At 71.9% G+C, this 17,206-nt stretch carries 14 protein-coding genes; 3 read left to right on the forward strand and 11 right to left on the reverse strand.

The window, feature by feature from the left end:
- Positions 1 to 48: 48 nt before the first annotated feature.
- Positions 49 to 414, reverse strand: coding sequence for an ArsR/SmtB family transcription factor (locus OG896_RS20690; RefSeq protein ID WP_329367503.1), 366 nt, complete (start codon positions 412 to 414; stop codon positions 49 to 51).
- A 111-nt stretch (positions 415 to 525) separates the two neighbouring features.
- Between OG896_RS20690 and OG896_RS20695 the strand changes: the two genes are divergently transcribed.
- Positions 526 to 1,929, forward strand: coding sequence for an NAD(P)-binding domain-containing protein (locus OG896_RS20695; RefSeq protein ID WP_329367505.1), 1,404 nt, complete (start codon positions 526 to 528; stop codon positions 1,927 to 1,929).
- A gap of 120 nt (positions 1,930 to 2,049) precedes the next feature.
- On the opposite strand, the gene OG896_RS20700 is transcribed toward OG896_RS20695, so the two are convergent.
- From OG896_RS20700 to OG896_RS20710, 3 genes are all read right to left on the reverse strand, one after another.
- A complete protein-coding gene (locus tag OG896_RS20700; RefSeq protein ID WP_329367508.1) occupies positions 2,050 to 3,936 on the reverse strand; it encodes a phospholipase C in 1,887 nt (628 codons plus the stop codon).
- A 148-nt stretch (positions 3,937 to 4,084) separates the two neighbouring features.
- Complete coding sequence (gene efeB / locus OG896_RS20705; protein ID WP_329367510.1) at positions 4,085 to 5,395, reverse strand: iron uptake transporter deferrochelatase/peroxidase subunit; 1,311 nt, start codon at positions 5,393 to 5,395, stop codon at positions 4,085 to 4,087.
- Positions 5,392 to 6,714: an EfeM/EfeO family lipoprotein gene (locus OG896_RS20710; RefSeq protein ID WP_329367511.1), complete on the reverse strand. Its 1,323-nt coding sequence runs from the start codon at positions 6,712 to 6,714 to the stop codon at positions 5,392 to 5,394. The genes efeB and OG896_RS20710 overlap by 4 nt, the downstream gene beginning before the upstream one ends.
- A 440-nt stretch (positions 6,715 to 7,154) precedes the next feature.
- Here OG896_RS20710 and OG896_RS20715 point away from each other — a divergent pair, with 440 nt between their 5' ends.
- Positions 7,155 to 7,862: a restriction endonuclease gene (locus OG896_RS20715; protein WP_443057115.1), complete on the forward strand. Its 708-nt coding sequence runs from the start codon at positions 7,155 to 7,157 to the stop codon at positions 7,860 to 7,862.
- Between the two features lie 90 nt (positions 7,863 to 7,952).
- Here OG896_RS20715 and OG896_RS20720 read toward each other — a convergent pair whose 3' ends face one another.
- From OG896_RS20720 to OG896_RS20735, 4 genes are all read right to left on the reverse strand, one after another.
- Complete coding sequence (locus tag OG896_RS20720) at positions 7,953 to 9,152, reverse strand: alpha/beta hydrolase family protein (RefSeq protein WP_329367513.1); 1,200 nt, start codon at positions 9,150 to 9,152, stop codon at positions 7,953 to 7,955.
- Positions 9,153 to 9,242: 90 nt separating this feature from the next.
- Positions 9,243 to 9,929 carry a response regulator transcription factor gene (locus OG896_RS20725; RefSeq protein WP_329367515.1) on the reverse strand — a complete coding sequence of 229 codons (687 nt, stop codon included), beginning with the start codon at positions 9,927 to 9,929 and terminating at the stop codon, positions 9,243 to 9,245.
- Positions 9,920 to 11,392: a sensor histidine kinase gene (locus tag OG896_RS20730; RefSeq protein ID WP_329367517.1), complete on the reverse strand. Its 1,473-nt coding sequence runs from the start codon at positions 11,390 to 11,392 to the stop codon at positions 9,920 to 9,922. Before OG896_RS20730 ends, OG896_RS20725 begins: the two co-directional genes overlap by 10 nt.
- A gap of 486 nt (positions 11,393 to 11,878) precedes the next feature.
- A complete protein-coding gene (locus OG896_RS20735) occupies positions 11,879 to 12,271 on the reverse strand; it encodes a nuclear transport factor 2 family protein (protein WP_329367519.1) in 393 nt (130 codons plus the stop codon).
- A 194-nt stretch (positions 12,272 to 12,465) separates the two neighbouring features.
- Here OG896_RS20735 and OG896_RS20740 point away from each other — a divergent pair, with 194 nt between their 5' ends.
- The gene (locus tag OG896_RS20740) at positions 12,466 to 13,560 is read left to right on the forward strand and encodes a hypothetical protein (RefSeq protein WP_329367521.1); all 1,095 of its coding nucleotides are present in this window, start codon (positions 12,466 to 12,468) and stop codon (positions 13,558 to 13,560) included.
- Positions 13,561 to 13,635: 75 nt separating this feature from the next.
- Here OG896_RS20740 and OG896_RS20745 read toward each other — a convergent pair whose 3' ends face one another.
- From OG896_RS20745 to OG896_RS20755, 3 genes are all read right to left on the reverse strand, one after another.
- A complete protein-coding gene (locus OG896_RS20745; RefSeq protein WP_443057116.1) occupies positions 13,636 to 14,319 on the reverse strand; it encodes a response regulator transcription factor in 684 nt (227 codons plus the stop codon).
- Between the two features lie 161 nt (positions 14,320 to 14,480).
- On the reverse strand, positions 14,481 to 15,707 hold the full coding sequence (locus tag OG896_RS20750) for a sensor histidine kinase (RefSeq protein ID WP_329367525.1): 1,227 nt from the start codon (positions 15,705 to 15,707) through the stop codon (positions 14,481 to 14,483).
- A gap of 118 nt (positions 15,708 to 15,825) precedes the next feature.
- Positions 15,826 to 16,350: a hypothetical protein gene (locus OG896_RS20755; protein WP_329367527.1), complete on the reverse strand. Its 525-nt coding sequence runs from the start codon at positions 16,348 to 16,350 to the stop codon at positions 15,826 to 15,828.
- Between the last annotated feature and the right edge of the window lie 856 nt (positions 16,351 to 17,206).

Here is a 17,206-nt window from a genome sequence, read left to right on the forward strand (position 1 = left end):
CGGGCCTCTTGACCCGCGGGCCCCTCGGCCCCCACGGGCGGCTCCGCGTCAGGAACGCAGATCGAGCAACGCGGACATGCCCGCCACCACCGACGGCTCGACGGTGTAGTACACCCACGTGCCGCGTCGCTCCGAAGTGAGAAGTCCGGCCTCGCGGAGCTTCTTCAGGTGGTGGGAGACGGTCGGCTGGGAGACCCCGACGTCCTGGATGTCGCACACGCACGCCTCGCCACCCGGGTGCGACGCGATCTTCGAGAACAGCCGCAGCCGTACGGGGTCGGACAGCGCCTTGAACATCGCGGCCATCTTCTCCGCGTCGGCGGCCGACAGCTCGCCCGCGGTGATCGGCGGGCAGCACGGCACCGCCGGGGCGTCCTGGAGGACCGGCAGCTCGACCATCCCAGAGTTCGACATGTGTCTATGTTGACACCCATCAATAAGAGAGGCAACCTTCGATATATCGACGGACATCGAAACAGCGGCACCGGTCTCCGCACCGGGTCGCGCTGGAAGAAGGGCACAGTCATGCCAGCACCCGCCACCACCGAGCTGCCGGTCGTCGTCATCGGCGCCGGCCCCATCGGGCTCGCCGCGGCCGCCCACCTGGTCGACCGCGGCCTGACCCCGCTGGTCCTGGAGCGCGGCCCGGCCGCCGCGGACGCGGTACGCGGCTGGTCCCACGTGCGGCTGTTCTCCACCTGGGCCGAGCTGACCGACCCCACGGCCGAGAAGCTGCTCACCCCCGCCGGCTGGGCGAAGCCGGACCCGGGCACGTATCCGACCGGCGGAGACTGGACCGGGCGCTACCTGCAACCGCTCGCCGATCTCCTCGGCGACGCGGTGCGCTACGGCGCGACCGTCACCGGCGTCTCCCGCCTCGGCCGGGACCGGATCGTGGACGCCGACCGTGACAGCCGGCCCTTCACCGTCCACTACGCCCTCGCCGACGGAACGGAGGAGCGGGTGCTCGCCCGCGCGGTGATCGACGCCTCCGGCACCTGGTCCCTCCCCTCGCCCGCGGGTGCCAACGGCCTGCCGGCCCTCGGCGAACAGGCGGCGGCCGACCGCATCTCCTACCGCGTCCCCGACCTCGGCGACCCGGCCGTCCGGGCCCGGTACGCGGGCAGGCGCACCGCGGTCATCGGCTCCGGCGCCTCCGCCTTCACCGCCCTGGCCTCGCTCGCCGATCTGGCGAAGGCCGGCGACGGGCCGGGCACGCACGCGGTGTGGGTGCTCCGCCGCGGCATCTCCGGCTCGACCTTCGGCGGCGGCAGCGCCGACCAGCTCCCCGCCCGCGGCGCTCTCGGCCTCGCCGCCAAGGCCGCGGTCGACCACGGCCACGCGGACGCCGTCACCGGATTCCGCACCGAAGCGATCGAACGCGACGCCGACGGCAGGCTGGTCGTGATCGGCGACGACGGGCAGCGCCTGGAGCCGGTGGACGAGGCGATCGTCCTGACCGGCCTGCGGCCGGACCTGGGCTTCCTGTCCGAACTGCGCCTCGGCCTGGACGAACGCCTCCAGGCCCCGCTCGCGCTCGCGCCCCTCATCGACCCCAACCAGCACTCCTGCGGGACCGTCTACCCCCACGGCCACCGCGAACTGTCCCACCCCGAGACCGGCGTCTACCTGGTCGGCATGAAGTCCTACGGCCGCGCCCCGACGTTCCTGGCGATGACCGGCTACGAGCAGGTCCGCTCGGTCGTCGCCGCCCTCGCCGGCGACCTCGAATCCGCCGATCGGGTCGAACTCACCCTCCCCGAAACCGGGGTGTGCGGCGGCGCCGGCCTCTTCGACGACCCCGCCGCCGTGCAGGGCGGCGGCGGATGCTGCGTGCCCGCGCCCGTCGCACAGTTGGTGCAGATCGGCGCCTCCGCCCCGGCGTCCGCCGAGGGCGAGGAGGGGCCGGCGGCCGGCTGCTGCGGCTGACGGTTGGCGGCTGACGGTTGGCGGCTGACGGCTGACGGTTGGCACCGACGCCTCGCTGACGACGCGGAAGGGCCGCCCCGGCGGTGCGCCGGGGCGGCCCCTGGGTGACGGTGCCTCGGATCAGGACGTGGTGCGCGCGTGACGGTGGCGCAGGGCGAGGTACAGCCCGCCGCCGCCGACCAGCAGCACACCGGCGGTGATCCCGAGCGGCAGGGCAGCCGAGCCGCTCGCGGACCCCGCGAAGTCCTGGGTGGCGGCCGAGCCGCCGCCGGTTCCGGCCGACGCGGAGTTCGCGGCAGCCTCCACGGCGGCCGAGCGGTGCAGGTGCCGGACGGACTTCACCGAGCCGTCGCTGTTGAGCAGCACCTGGCGGTCGTTCGGGTGCTTGAAGTCGAATGCGCCGGTGAGGTTGCCCGCGCGGGTGTCGAAGGACGCGTCGCCGATCCGGCCCGCGTGCCAGTTGTCCTCGATGAAGCGGGTGATCGAGGCCTGCTCGGTGCGGGTGTGGTCGACCGCGTCGACCTTGCTGTAGGGGGAGACGACCAGCAGCGGCTGGCGGGTGCCGGGGCCGCAGCGGTCGGCGTAGCCGCCGATGGCGGACGGACCCCCCTGGCATGCCGGGCTGTCCAGGGACTTGCCGTTGGAGCCGGCCGTGGTGTCCTTCGAGCCGTTGGCCACCTTGGCGTAGGCGTGGTCGTACCAGCCGTCGGAGTCGTCGTAGGCGATGACGACCGCGGTGTCCTGCCACTGCGGGGAGGACTGGATGGCGTTGATCTCGCTGACCAGGAAGTGCTGCTCGTCGATCGGGTCGGAGTAGCCCGCGTGGCCGTCCTGGTAGGAGGCGGCCTTCAGGAAGCTCACGGCCGGCAGCCTGCCCGCCGAGAGGGCGGCGGAGAAGTCGGTGAGGTCGTAGTTGTGGTTCGCCTGGCCGTTGTGGCCGATCTCGGCCACGTTCTTCGGCGGCAGGTGGTGCGGGTTCGCCGTCGACTTGTAGTACTGGAACGGGTCGTGGTGCGCGCTGTAGTCGACCGAGGCCGCGCCGCCGACGTTGGGGTGCGTGGTGCCCTGGCAGTCGGCGTAGTCGCTCTGCTTGCCGTCCCACGCGGTGGAGGGGCGGAAGCCGCCCTGGAACCAGCCCCAGGACACGTCCTTGGCGTTGAGCAGGTCGCCGATGTTCTTGCCGGTCAGCGCCGCCAGCGCGTTGGTGCTGGTGTGGCTGTTGTCGGCGCAGTCGTCGTAGGCCGGGTCCGGGTCGTTGATCATGGTGCCGACGCCCTTGGCGTCCGGCGAGACGACCGCGTACGGGTCGGGGGTGGCGGTCTGCTTCGGGTTCTCGGTGCCGGTCGACGGGTCCATGGAGATCACGCCGTGCGTCTGGCCGGAGACGAGCTCGATCGCGCCGGGGGTGGACGGGCCGTACGCCGAGCTGTAGGAGTTGTCGCCGAGCGTGTAGTGCTGGGCGTAGTTCCACAGCGCGGTGACGGTGTTGCCGTCGTAGTAGTCCATCACCAGTCCGGGTTCGCCGAAGAGATTGCCCGAGCACTTGCTGGTCTCGGTGTTCTCCACGTACGCGTCGGACTTGCCGTTGTCGGCCGCGTACTGCTCCGGGCCGTACGAGTGGTTCTGGTCGCAGGTGACGGCCTGGGACGGGCTCAGCCGGGTCGGCGGGTACTGGTTCGGGTTCTTCGTCAGCAGCCCCGCGTGGCGGGCGGTGTCGATGTCCTTGGGCGTGTGCCGGTCGGCCGTGAACGGGGTGCCGTCGGTGTTCGCCGCCACTGGATACGCGCCGAAGTAGTGGTCGAACGACTCGTTCTCGTCGTAGATGACGACCACGTGCTTGATCGGAGTGGCGGTCGCGCCGCCGCCCCCATGGTGAGCCGTGTCGGCCCCGGCCGGCGCGGCTCCGCCCAGCAGTACGAGCGCTGCCGATCCCGCCAATGCCCCCCAGCGCGCCGCTCGTAGCCGCGAGCTCCCTGGTCTTCTGGTCGTACCGCTCGTCCCACGCATACCTGGTCAGCCTCCGCAGTGTGGTGCTCTTCGGCGTGCCGTCGATGAATGTTCACCTGCTGTACATGATCGTCCCATTGGGAGGAGCATGACAATCCCCCGGCGCGCCGCGTGTCCCCGCCGGAGGCGAGCCGCCGACGGTGCTCGTTCAGGTGAGCAGGGCGCGGCCGAGCCAGTCGGTGCGGTCGTGGACGCCGGGTAGTGCGAAGAAGTAGCCGCCGCCGTAGGGGGTGATGTAGTCGACGAGTGGTTCGCCGGCCAGTCGTTTCTGTACGGCGGTGAACTGTCGTTCGAGGTCTTGCTGGTAGCAGACGAAGATGAGGCCCATGTCGAGGTTGCCGTCGTTGTCCATGCCGTGGTCGTAGTTGTAGGCGCGGCGCAGGAGGCGGGAGTTGTCGGTTTTCGTGGTGCGGGGGTTGGCCAGGCGGATGTGGCTGTCCAGGGGGATGACGTCGCCCATGGGGTCCTGGGCGAATTTCGGGGTGTCGAATTCGTGGGTGCCGTCGAGTGGGGCGCCGGTGTCGCGGGCGCGGCCGAACATGCGTTCCTGTTCGGTGAGGGAGACGCGGTCCCAGAATTCGACCAGCATGCGGATGAGTCGTACGACCTGGTAGGAGCCGCCGGTGGTCCAGGGGGGTTCGCCGTTGCCGTGGGTCCACAGGAGTTGTCGGGCGGTGGTGGGGTCGGTGATGTCGGGGTTGGCGGTGCCGTCTTTGAAGCCGAGGTGGTTGCGGGGGGTGCCGGTGGGTCTTGGTGGGCTGGTGAAGCCGTCCATGCGCCAGCGCACTTGCATGCCGCCGCGGGTGTGGCGGGTGATGTCGCGTAGTGCGTGCAGCACGGTGTCCGGGTGTGGTGCGGCGAGTTGGAGGCTGAGGTCGCCGTGGCACCAGTCGGGTTGGAGGTCGTCGTCGGCGAAGGCGGGCATGGTGGTCAGGCGGAGTGGTTTGCGGGCTGCCAGTCCGAACCGGGTGTCGAAGAGGGACGCGCCGACCCCGGTGGTGACCGTGAGGCCGTCGTGCGGGACCTGGGGGCCGAGCGTGCCGCTGTCCGAGGGGGAGTCGGTGATGCCCAGCGGGGCGGGGGTGCCGCCCGTGGTCAGGAACCGGGCCCGCTCGGTCAACGCACGCAGGAGATCGGTGAGTTCGCGGCGGTCGGCGGCTGTCACGTCGAAGGACAGGAAGACGCTTGAGGGCTGCACGGCCTGAGTGATGCCGGCCTGATGGACGCCGTGGAAGTCGACCCGCTCCGCCTGCGGGCGACTCGGCGCGGCGGCGGAGGCGGAGTCGGCCGCGCCGCCCGCCACCGTGCCCCCCGCCAACGCGCCGACGCCCAGCGCCGCGCCACGCAGGAACCCCCGCCGCCGCAGATCGCTTTCGCCCCGCGGGTCGCCTTCACGTCGCGGGTCGCCTTCACCTCGCGGGGCGCCTTCACCTCGCGGGGCGTGCGTGCCGGTCGTCATGCCGTCCTCCGAACGTCGAAGATCGCCGCCACCGGGGCAAGGCGTTCCAGCAGGTCGCCGAAGTCGGCGTCGATCCGCTCGCGTTGGGCCCGGGTCAGGTCCCCCAGCGGCGTCCACCGACCGTCGTGGTGCTGGGCGTCGAGGTCGGCCGCCGCGCGGTCGAGCGCCGCGTTCAGCGCGGCCAGGCCCGTGTCGCGCGGCACCAGAAGGGAGTTGAGCTTGCCCAGGATCTCCCGCGTGCCGTCGATGTTGGCGCGGGCGGTGGCCAGGTTGGTGCCGCTCCCGTAGTCCGTGCGGCCGGTCAGCTCGAACTGCTCGGCGTTCTCGATGATCTCGTGCGCCCGCAGGCCCATGGCCATCGGGTCCATCCGCTGCGTGGACCACGTGGCCCGCAGCGCGCGGACGGCCTTGTCCAGCGTCGCGGCCTGGCCGCGCAGGGACTTCGCCGACTCGCCGTGCCACAGGCCGTACTCGATCCGGTGGAAGCCGGTGAAGTCCGGGTCCTTGAGCGGGTCCCGGCCGATCGCGGTGGTGCCGTTGATCACGCCGTCCGCGTCGCCGAAGGTGTCGTAGGCCGCGCCCATCCGCTCGTACACCAGATGGCCGGCGAGCCAGTCGCGGCGGGCCGCCGTCAGGTCGCCGCGGTCGACGTCCTCCTTCAATGCGCCCGTGTCGCCGACGAGTTCGGTCATCCGCGTGCCGATCCAGGTCTGGTAGGCCAGGGTCGGCGGGATCAGGTCGTGCTCGGTGACCGGGAGGCCGGCCGGTCCCCGCGGCGCGGTGCCCGGGACCGTGACGGTCGGGCCGGTGACCGCGTCGGTGTCCTCCTGGAGGCACTTGAAGGCGTACGTGCCGCTGCCCAGGTCCACCACCATCGGGCGGCTGCCGGCCGGGGCGAGGCCCTCGACCTCGCCGTAGACCTTCCCGGTGCGCGGGTCGATCAGGTCCACGTCGGTGGCGGAGGCCGAGGAGTTGTGCAGGTCGAAGACCTGGGTGCCCGAGCGCGGCGTGACCTTCCCGGGGCCGCCCCAGCCCCGCCCGCAACTGCCCGGCGAGGCGTCCACCGGGGTGTGCCGCAGCCCGTCGGCCGCCAAGGGGTGCCGGTTGCCGGTGCTCGCGTCGTGGTGGCCGGCCGATACCAGCACGCCCGCGGTGATCGCGGCGGCCACGAGGGCGGCGACGGCCGCCGCGACGATCCGCCGGCGCCCTCCGCCCCAGCGGGGCGCCGCCCCCTTGGCGGCGCGGTCGGGCGGCGAGCCGTACGCGGGTCCGCCGTCCGCGGACGCGGGTTCGGATTCGGGTTCTGGTTCGGCGGGCACCGGACCTCCGGAATCGTGCTCGGCGTTTCGTGGTCGCCGACATGCTAGGACGCCCCGGCGCGCTTGCTCATCGGTGCAAACGCCGCGAACCCGCGAATCCGACGGTGCGCTCCTGGTCAAGGGCCGCGGCGGGCCGCGCAGTTCCTCGGAGCCCACGCCCGCCGGCGACTCCTCCAGCGGCGGGTCCAGCCCCAACGGCGCCTCGCACACCCGCCCCAGCGGCGAAACCATGCGCAGCGTCCCGCCGTCGTCCGGCCGGACCAGCGCATGATCGGCCGGCACCTTCAGCGCCGCGTCCGTACTCCCGCTTCAACTGACCTACCGACTGCGCTCGGAGGCACGGTGAGGCGTTGGCCAGCAGGCGCCCTTCCTTGACGGGCCTGCACCGGTCACACTCGCGTCGGTCGCGGGGTGACAGGGTGACAGGGGATGGGGGATGCGTGGCGAGGAAGCGCAAGCGCCGTTCGGCCGCGCGGCGGAGGTACGAGTTCCGGCGGAACACGGTCCTGGCGGGGTGCGCCGTGCTGGTGCTCCTGGTGGCGAACTCCTGGGCGGACGCGTGGCCGTACGTGGCAGGGGTCGCGGGGTTCGGCGTCGTCGGAGGGGTGCTGTGGTGGCTGTGGCGGACGGACCGTCTGCTGCGTGGCGGGGATCGCCGGTGGCGGGAACAGGACGCGATACGGGTGAGGCACCGTTCGCTGGCCGAGGTGGACGCCATGCACTGGCGGGACTTCGAGCGGTACGTGGCGGAGCTGTGCCGGCGCGACGGCTGCACGGACGTGGTGGTCACCGGTAAGTCCGGCGACCTGGGTGCGGACGTGACGGGGACGCTCCCTGACGGACGGCGGCTGGTCGTGCAGTGCAAGCACTACGCCCCGCATCGGTACGTGCCCAGCGGTGACATGCAGAAGTTCGTCGGCACGGCATGGCTGCACCACCAGGCGGATGTCGCGGTGTTCGTGGCCACGTGTCCTTTCGGCAAGGCGGCGCTTGCTCTCGCCGTCCGGCACCGGATTCTGGCCGTCCACCGTGACCTGCTGGGCCAATGGAACACCGGCACCCCGCTCCCGGCCCTCCTCGCCCTCAACGGCACCGGTCAGGGCGACCGAGCCCACCGCAGACGGTGGAAGGACACGTACGGCGCCTGACGGGTTGCCGCCATGAGGAAGCGGAGAACGCGCGGGCCGGTCGGGGCGGGTCCGTCGCGGCACGGGAGGTGTGCGCCGAGGTCCGTCGTCTCAGGGGAGGAACCTCACCTCCGGGAAGGCCGGGCTCGGGCGGTCGAGCAGGCGCTGCCCGCGATGCCGCAGGTGCTGGTCGAAGAACGCGAGGGGGTACGCCTGCTGGATGCGCACGGCCCGGGCCGGGTCGAGGGTGCCGATCCAGCCCTGGAGGTCCGCATCGCTCATCCCGACGGCTCGTGCGAGTTGCGGGATCAGGACCTGGACGTCGCAGTAGGACGAGTGGATCGCGCCCTCCGCCTGGACGTTGAGCCGCCATCCCCGCAGACGCGACCACAGTTCGGCGACGCTCGGCTGCGCGGCTCGGGTGAACTCGGCGGTCATCAGCATGAACGGCCGGTCCAGGTCGGTGGTGACCGCCGGCTGCATCGGTCCGTCGAAGCTGAGCCCGGCCCGGACGCGCCGGTCCTGGCTCATCACGAGGGTGGTCGCCGTCGCGCCCTTCGACCAGCCGAACATGCCGATGCGTGACGGGTCGAGGGCACCGAGCAGGCCGGCCGGCAGCGGCCGCTGCCCGGCGTCGGGGTTGCGCCCGGCGGCGAGGTTCTCGACGCAGTCGAGCACGAACACGATGTCCGTGGCGAAGTCGGGTGCTCCCAGACCCGGGGTGTCGAGCGGAACGGTGAGCCGGCCGTCGGGGAACTCGCTGAACGCGTCGTACGTGTGGTCCACCGTGACCACCGCGTAGCCGTGGCCGGCCAGTTCCTGCACCACGTTGGTGGTGTCCGCACGGTGATCGTGCGCGCCGTGCGAGAACACGACGACCGGCAGCCGTCCGTCCGGCCGCAGCACGGGGGCGCCCTCGTGGCCGGCTGTGAGCGGAGCCACCGCAATGCCGGCCGGGAAGCCCGCGTTCGCGAGGAGCGCCCGTGTCACGGCGGGGGACGCGTAAGGGGCCAGGGGATACCGCCCGGCGTTCCTGGCGGGGTACCAGACGCTGGCCATCAACTCGCGGTGGCGCCCGGGGCCCGCCACGGGGTCAGGACGCGAGGGGTCGACGAGATGCAGTTGTACGGTGCCCACCGGGTACGGTCCGGTGGGTGCGGGCAGGGTGAGCCGCACCGGGTTCTCGGTGACCGGAGCGGCCGACGCCTGGCGTGCGACGCCGATCGGCAGGGCGGCCCCGGCTGCCAGGGCGGCACCTACCAGGCGGCGGCGCGTCAGGTGGTCCTGGCTGGTGATCGGTGTGTTCGTCATGGACCCTCCCGGGTTTTCTGGGCGGCACCGGGCCACGCCCCGCGTTCGAGGTCGGCTGTCGGCCCGGCGGATTCCTGTTTCCTGACCGGCTCAGAGGCTCGGCGGGGTGCGGCGGCCCTGGTGCGGGGCGGACATGAGGTAGGCGAGAACGGCCAGCACCCGGCGGTTGTCGTCGTCGGAGGGGACGAGCTCCAGCTTGGTGAAGATGCTGGTGCTGTGTTTGGACACGGCCTTCTCGCTGATGAACAGCCGGTTCGCGATGGCGCTGTTGGAGCGCCCCTCGGCCATCAGTTCGAGCACCTGGCGTTCCCGCTCCGAGAGCGTGGAGAGGGGTTCGCGTGCGCCGCGGCCACGGCGGCCGAGCAGCTTGACGACCACCTGGGGGTCCATGACGGTGCCGCCCGCGGCGACCGTGCGGATCGCGTCGACGAACTGGTCGTCGCTGAACACCCGGTCCTTGAGCAGGTAGCCGACCCCTCCGGCCTGGTCGGCGACCAGCTCCTGGGCGTAGATCTGCTCGACGTACTGCGAGAGCAGCAGGATCGGCAGCCCTGGGATCTGTTCGCGGGCGGACAAGGCCGCACGCAGCCCGTCGTCGGTGTGGGTGGGCGGCAGCCTGATGTCAACGATCGCGAGGTCCGGCCGGTGCTCCAGCAGCGCGCCCAGCAGGCCCGGCGCGCTGTCGGTGGCCGCCGCGATCTCGAACCCGCGCGCTTTGAGCAGCCTGACCAGCCCCTCCCGGAGGAGGAAGAGGTCCTCCGCGACGACTACGCGCACGGCACCTCCATGACCACGATCGTCGGTCCGCCGGACGGGCTGCTGACCGCCAGGATGCCGTCGAACGCGGCCAGCCGTCGCTCCACCCCGGCCAGCCCGCTGCCCCGGGTGGGATCGGCCCCGCCGACCCCGTCGTCGACCACCTCGATGCGCAGCAGCCCGTGCGTGCGGGCCAGCCGGATCTGCACGGCACGCGCCGAGGCGTGCCGGACGGCGTTGGTCACCACCTCGGCGATGGCGAAGTAGCAGGCCGCCTCCAGCGGGGCGTCGAGCCGTTCGGGTACATCGATCTCGGTCCCACAGGGCAGCGGCAGCTCCAGCGCCAGCGCCCGGACGGCCTCCGCCAGGCCCCGGTCGGCGAGCATCGGCGGGTACATCCCCCTGACCAGGCTGCGTAGTTCCTCCAGCGCCGCCGCTGAGGCGACGCGAGCCTCCACGACCAGCGCGGTGGCCTCGTCCGGACTGCTGAGGATCATCTCCTCGGCGACCCTGAGGTTCATCCCGATGGCGACCAGCCGCCCCTGCGCGCCGTCGTGCAGGTCACGCTCGATCCTGCGCAACTCGGCGGCCGCGGAGCTGACCGCCTCGGCCCGCGTCTCGGCCAGCTCCCGCACCCGCCGGGTCAGCGCCGGATCGGGACCCCGCCCGAGCAGCCGCAGGAAGTCCGGCAGCACGGTCAGCGGCAGCAGCCAGAGCCCGAGGGCCAGCAGCACGGCCCCCTGGATACCGCCGAGGACCGACGCGTGGTGAGCCATCTCCAGGGGGAGCGGCGGCGTCGGCCCGCCCGGGGAGCCGAACTTCTCCACCACCACCGAGGACGGCCCGAACCCGCCCTGGGCGACGTCGTACGCCCCGATCCCCACCAGGCCCAGGGCGGCCAGATCCGCCGCCGCCCTCGGCCACCGCACCAGCCCCAGCACGACGGCCGCCAGCACCGCCAGCCCCACCAGCCAGCCCGTCACCGCCGGCCCGATCCCGGTGCCCGGCGGCGCGCCCTGCCACAGATCGAGGTCGAGGAGGTCACCGGCCATCACCACGACGGCGGGCAGGAGCGGCCCCCAGCGCGCGGACCTCACCGCGTCGGCTCCGCCCGGCCGCGCGGGCCCTCCGTTCGCCGGCCGGACCAGACCCGCCCCGGCGAAGGCGGCGAGCACCAGGATGCTCACGCTGCTCGCCGTGATGTTCAGCGCTGTCCGGCCGGAGGACGCGGAATGCGTCAGCCAGTATGTCCCCAGCAGCAGTTCGCCCGTCCCCACGGCGACCACGGGCAGTACCCACCGCCTGGGCGCGCGCGCCGACGGGAGCAGCACGGTGGTCAGCAGGCCGGCCATCAGCAGCGCCGCCGGGAACAGACCGACGGGTTCCAGATCCGGCACGGTGATCATGTAGCCGGCCCCTCCGCGGCCGGGATTGTGCAGGGCGAGCAGCAGCACCGGCACGGCGCCGTACGCTGCCGCACCCACCAGCCCTGCGACGACCGGCCAGCCGATCCCCCCAACCGGTAACGCGGTAACCGTCGTTCGGCCCCGCGCCTGCTCCGCCCTGAATGCCAGCACAGCGCAGACCGCGGTCAACGCCACGATCACGCTTTGCGGCCAGGGCGTCCCGCCCACCGGAAACGGCCACATGTCCACCCCGCCCACCCCCTCGTCCCGTTGTCCAGGTCACGCGCCGTGGCCTCGTGACCATGCTGCTGGGAAGGGAACGGCAGGCGCCATGGACCGGAACCTACTTCCGAGGTGGGCAAACACCTACCTCTCCGCCGTCCTCGACGTATACGGTCCCGGACGCAGATCGTCCGGCCACCGCGTCCCGGGCCCGCGGCATCCGTCTCCGGGAACCCTCCACCGACCTCGAACCGGTCGCCCCCAACACGCTTTCCCACGGGCCACGCGGCCGAGCAGACGTACCTGCTGGGCGACCCGCGTGCCCGGCTGGTCCGTGAGTCCTCACCCGAGATCGGGGACGGCGCTGGCGTGGGCGGCGAGGACGCGCCAGGTGCCGTCAGCGTGAATCCAGGTGCGGGTGTAGCGAAGGCGCGCCTTGAACGGATGTCCTCCGGCGGTGCCCTCGAGCCCGGCCAGCACACGGGTGATCCCGGTGGAGTCCACCACGGTCACGTGCAGGTCCTGCTGGTCGAAGACCTCGACGGCCAGGGTCCGGGACCTGTGCGCTCCCAGGTCCTCCTCCTTCGTCATGGTGCTGCCGTCAGGTCCCGTGTAGATGACACGGTCGTCCAGGAGCAGGTCCAGCGCCTGCGCATCACCTGATCGAACAGCGGCCTGCAGCCTCTGCTCGGCATCGTGGAGAGCGGCTTCAAGAGCCACCTGGTCCATCCCCATCCCGATCCTCCTTGCCTCGCCGGCCCTGCGGAGAATACGGGATGCGAACTCGTGAGGGATTGCCCCAACACGCTTTCCAGCGGGCCACGGCGCGGTTCGCGGGAAGGCGAGGACACTCCGACCTGAGACGGAAGCATCGGCGAAGCACCCTGCGGACGGGACCGGACGGCGGCGAACGAGACCAGAGCTGGGCGGTGGCCACCGGCACGGTCGGCGCCGACGGCCGGATGACGGCGCCCGTCACGGTCAAGGGTTCCGCCAGCTACCGCACCTTCGACGCGCAGGGCACCGCCACCGCCGGCTACCCGTACGCGCTCGACAGCAGCGATTCCACCATCCTCAGCGTGCCGGCAAAGGCCGAGACCACTCGCATACGGATACTCAGCAGCGCCGACGTGAAGCTCCCCAAGGGCGGGCACACCACCCTCCGCGGCGTGTTGGAGCGGAAGGTCGGCACCGTGTGGACGCCGACACCGGGGCAGACGGTCAACGCCGACGGGCCGCCGTACTACCAGGCCAGCGCAACGACCGACCCCAGCGGCATCTTCACGATCACCACCGGCACCGCCGGGGCCTACTTCTTCGACAACTACCGCAACTACGACCCTTACCTCGACGAGAGCCAGACCACGACCCCGGTCTACGTGCACGTGCCCTCGCCCAGCCGGGTCACCCCGTTCCACGTCAGCGAGGACGAGTACGGCGAGGCGAAGATCGACGGCCGGCTCAACCTGAACGGGGTGGAGTTCGCCTCGGGGACCCAGTCGGTGACGATCCAGTTCTCGTACGACAACAAGACCTGGCACACCGTGGGCACCACGAAGATCGGCCGCTCCGGGCTGGCCGGGGACGAGTTCAGCTGCTACGCGACCTACGCCGGCCAGGCCAACGGCTACTGGCGGGCGTACTTCCGTGGCACGCCGGACTACTCCCCGTCCTACGGCTCCGCCGTGAAGATCTACCGGACCCCGTCCCGGATCACCGGCGGCACGCCCAGCCACACCACGGTCCGCAAGAACACCTACCTGACCTTCGGCGGGCACGTGCAGCAGCGCAGCACCTCCGGTAAGTGGTCCGGCATCTCCCACACCTACGCCTACCTGGAGTTCCGCCCCTCGGGCAGTTCCACCTGGCACTACGTCACCCGGGTGAAGACCGACTCCAAGGGCGCCTACCACCTGCGCGGCAAAGCCACCCGCACCGGCAGTTGGGCCGTTGTCTGGTTCACCTCCGACAGCCACCACATCGACTCCAACGGGCCGCAGCGCACCGTCCACGTCAAGAAGTGACCACCATCAGGCGGGCGGCAAGTGACGCGAACCCGCGCAACACGCACCCGTGTGGCCCGTGCAGTACGTCCCGCCTTACGTACTCCGCTCGGTGGTCAGGTCGTTGCGGTAGGCGTAGCGGACGGCCTGGGCGCGGTCGGTGGCGCCGATCTTGGTGAAGATGCGGTTGATGTGCGTCTTGACGGTGGCCTGACTGACCACGAGGCGGGCGCAGATCTGGGCGTTGGACAGGCCATCGGCGATGAGGGTGAGGACTTCGGCCTCGCGCGGGGTCAGGCCGTCGGGCAGCTGGGCCGCGGTGCCTTGCGAACGTCCCTGCTGGGAAGGGGAGTTCGCGGGCACGCGGGCGTCGGGCTGTATCGCGGCGACCAGGCGGGCCTGGACCACGGGGTCGAGCCAGGTGCGGCCGCCGTGCACGTTGTGGATCGCGGCCTCGACCTGGTCGTCGTCCGCGTCCTTGGTCAGGTAGCCGCGAGCGCCGGCCCGCAGGGCGGGGAAGACCGAGTCGTCGTCCGCGTAGGTGGTGAGCACGAGAACTGCGGTGTCCGGCAGCCGTTCGCGCAGCAGCTCGGTCGCGGCGACACCGCCGAGGACCGGCATGTCAAGGTCCATCAGCACCACGTCGGGGCGCAGCCGCTCGGCGAGTTCGACCGCGTCGGTGCCGTTGCGGGCCGCGCCGACCACCTCGATGCCGTCCAGCATGCCGACCAGCAGGACCAGTCCGTCGCGCACCACGCGCTGGTCGTCCGCGACCAGCACCCTCACCTTCGAGCCGGGTTCGGGTTCGGTGCCGGGTTCGGGTTCGGGTTCGGTCCGGGTTCCGGGTCCGGACCCGGGTCCGGGTCCGGGTCCGTTTCCGGGTTCGGTCCGGGTTCCGGGTCCGGGTCCGTTTCCGGGTTCGCGTCGTGCAGCGGGCAGCGTCACGCGGGTATCTCCATCCGTACGGTCCATCCGTGGCCGGTCGGGCCCGCGCTCGCGTTGCCGCCGGCCAGGGCGAGCCGCTCGCGCATGCCGGTCAGGCCCAGGCCGGAGCCGCCTGGCACCGGGGCCGGTACGGGGGCACCGCTGTCGCGCCGGTCCTCGATGGTCAGTGTCGTGGCCCCGGCCTCGTAGCGGAGGCTCACCGTGGTGCGGGCACCGCGTGCGTATCGCGCCGCGTTGGTCAACGCCTCCTGCGCGCCCCGGTACAGCGCCACCCCGGCGTTGTCGGGCACCGGCCGCCGGGTCCCGCTGACGGTCATCGTCACGTCGAGCTCCAGGTCGGTGCGGTAGCGCTCGACCAGTTCGGCCAGCCGGTCCAGGGAGGGCGGCCGGTCCCCGCGCAGCGCGCCGACGGCCCGGCGCGCGTCGCCCAGGCCGTCCTTGACCAGCGTCGCGGTACGGTCGAGCAAGCCGCGCAACTCCTCGTCGGCCCGGTCGCGCCGGGCCATCCTGCGTGCGGCCTGTACCTGGATGGCCAGTCCGGACAGGGTCTGGGCCAGGACGTCGTGCAGGTCCTGCGCGATCCGGGTGCGCTCGGCCAGTGCCGCCGCCTCGGTCTCCGCCTCCCGGGCGTCCTCCAGTTGGGCCAGCAGCAGTTCGGCGCGCGTCTCGTTGCCGCCCGCCTGCCGGATGTAGAACGCCATGACGGCCAGGACCGCGCAGAACTGCAGCTGGCCGACCAGATTGGTGGCGCTGCCGTCCATCCCGGCGAGGTTGGTGCCGAGCAACTCGGCCGCCAGGACGCCGCTCAGGGCCGTGGCCGGGACCGGCGACAGCACCAGGAAGGCGGTCAGCACGCTCGTCGACATCGGGAGCACGGACATGGCGTGGGGCTGCAACATGCCCAGCGCCAGCCCGAACTCGCCGATCAGCAGGCAGTACGCGACGCACGGACGCGGCGCCGTCACCTGCCACCGGCCGGAGGCGACGGCCACGATCGGCAGCAGGCATCCGGCGAGCAGCAGGGTCACGGCGAGGTGCACCCCGTGGGTGCCGGGCGAGGGACGGGCGGACAGCGACTGGACGCCGATGGTGATGATGACGACCCACAGCAAGGACAGCAGGCGCCTGATCCTGCGTTCTCGCCGGTCCTGGACGCGGGCCAGCGCCACCGCCAGTCGCGGGCTGACCGCGTCGGCGGGCGGGCCGTCCGGGAAATCCGTCATGCGCTGAAGGATAGGGCGGCGCTTGGGAGGCGCCGCAACGTACCGTGACCCGGCCCGCGGGGTGCGGGTCCGGGTCACGGGGCGGGCCGGGCGCGGGCCCGATCCCGTGTCCACGCAGTCAGCCCCGGGTCGGTGCGGTCGCGGTCGCGGCACTCGCGGTGACCCGGCGCGCCCTGGCCCGTATCACGACGAGCCGGGCCAGGACCTGGGCGAAGGCCATCAGCAGGAGCGCGACGGTCCACGCGTCGGAGCTGGTGATCATGTGGTCGCGGCTGAACCGCGCGATGTGCACCGCACCGCTGTGCGCGGACCAGAACTCGAACCCGGAGCGCAGCAGCATCCCCGCGATCCAGAACGCCGCCGCTGCGACCCCCGCCTTGGCGAACGCGACACCGTCGGAGCCGCGACTCATCAGAGTGGTCGCGCCGCAAGCGAGCCCCAGTACCGCGCCGACGGCCGCGCCGACGACGTACAGCCGCACGTCGTGGCCCCCGGTCGGGAAGGACTTGAGGTAGTACGCGGCCGCCGCCGCGACGCACACCACCGGCAGCATCGCGGTGCGCAGGGTGACCCGGGTGCCGTGGATCTGCGGGAGCACCAGAAGGATCAGGACCGCGGAGATGAGGTAATCAGTCGTCGTCATGCCCTTGAGACTGCCGTCCGCGCAGCGCCGCGACGTCAGCCGTCGGGTTGACCCAGGGTTGGTCCACCGCGTCAACCCACGGGTTGACGGCCCCGTCCGCCGAAGCCACGGGGCCGCGGCGGCCAGCGAAGGGGTGGAGGGCCATCTCTCTCCACGGCCGGAGGCGGCCGGACACGCTCGCACGCGTTCGCCCGATCCTCTCCGGCGGCGGCGCCGGCTCCCGAGTGTGGTCCAGGAGTCGCAGGCCCGAAACTGCCGACTGCAACCCGAACTGCAACCCCGTCTGGGGTCGGCGCAAGCTGCCGGGAGCGTGGGTCTACGGAGGGGACGCTCTCGGACGGAGGGTGTGGTGGCGATGGTTCGAGCAAGGGGCGCCCTGGCGCGCCGAATCGCCTCACCAGTGCAATCGCCGGGGCGGCCGGCGCCGGAACGATGATCGCGGAGACGGCGTCAGGACGTAGAAGCCCAGGCCTGGAGCCAGGCCAGCCAGCAGCCAGAACAGCACGAACACAGGCATCGGGACAGGCCCAAGCGGTGGGAACAAGGGAACGCATGCGGCCATGGCCATGAGCCCTGGCAACAGCCACGAGGCCACGATGACGGTCGTTGCCGCCTCACGCTCCTTGACCAAATCGGCGAGCCTTGCCCACTCTGCTGGTGAGATGCCGTACGTGTCCGTCGGCCGCCTCAGCAGTGAGCGTGCCCGCTCCAGGCGAGACGGCGCCGGCGACTCCGTCCAAGCCCGGATGAACGGCAGCCACGACAGGAACGTCATGGGTTTACGTCTACGCATCGGACCATCGCGTTCAAGCTGAATCCGGGATTCCTTTTGCGCAACGGCTGGTGATGGACCAAT

Origin of the sequence: Streptomyces sp. NBC_00669 (assembly GCF_036226785.1) — a bacterium.
Taxonomy (GTDB): Bacteria; Actinomycetota; Actinomycetes; order Streptomycetales; family Streptomycetaceae; genus Actinacidiphila.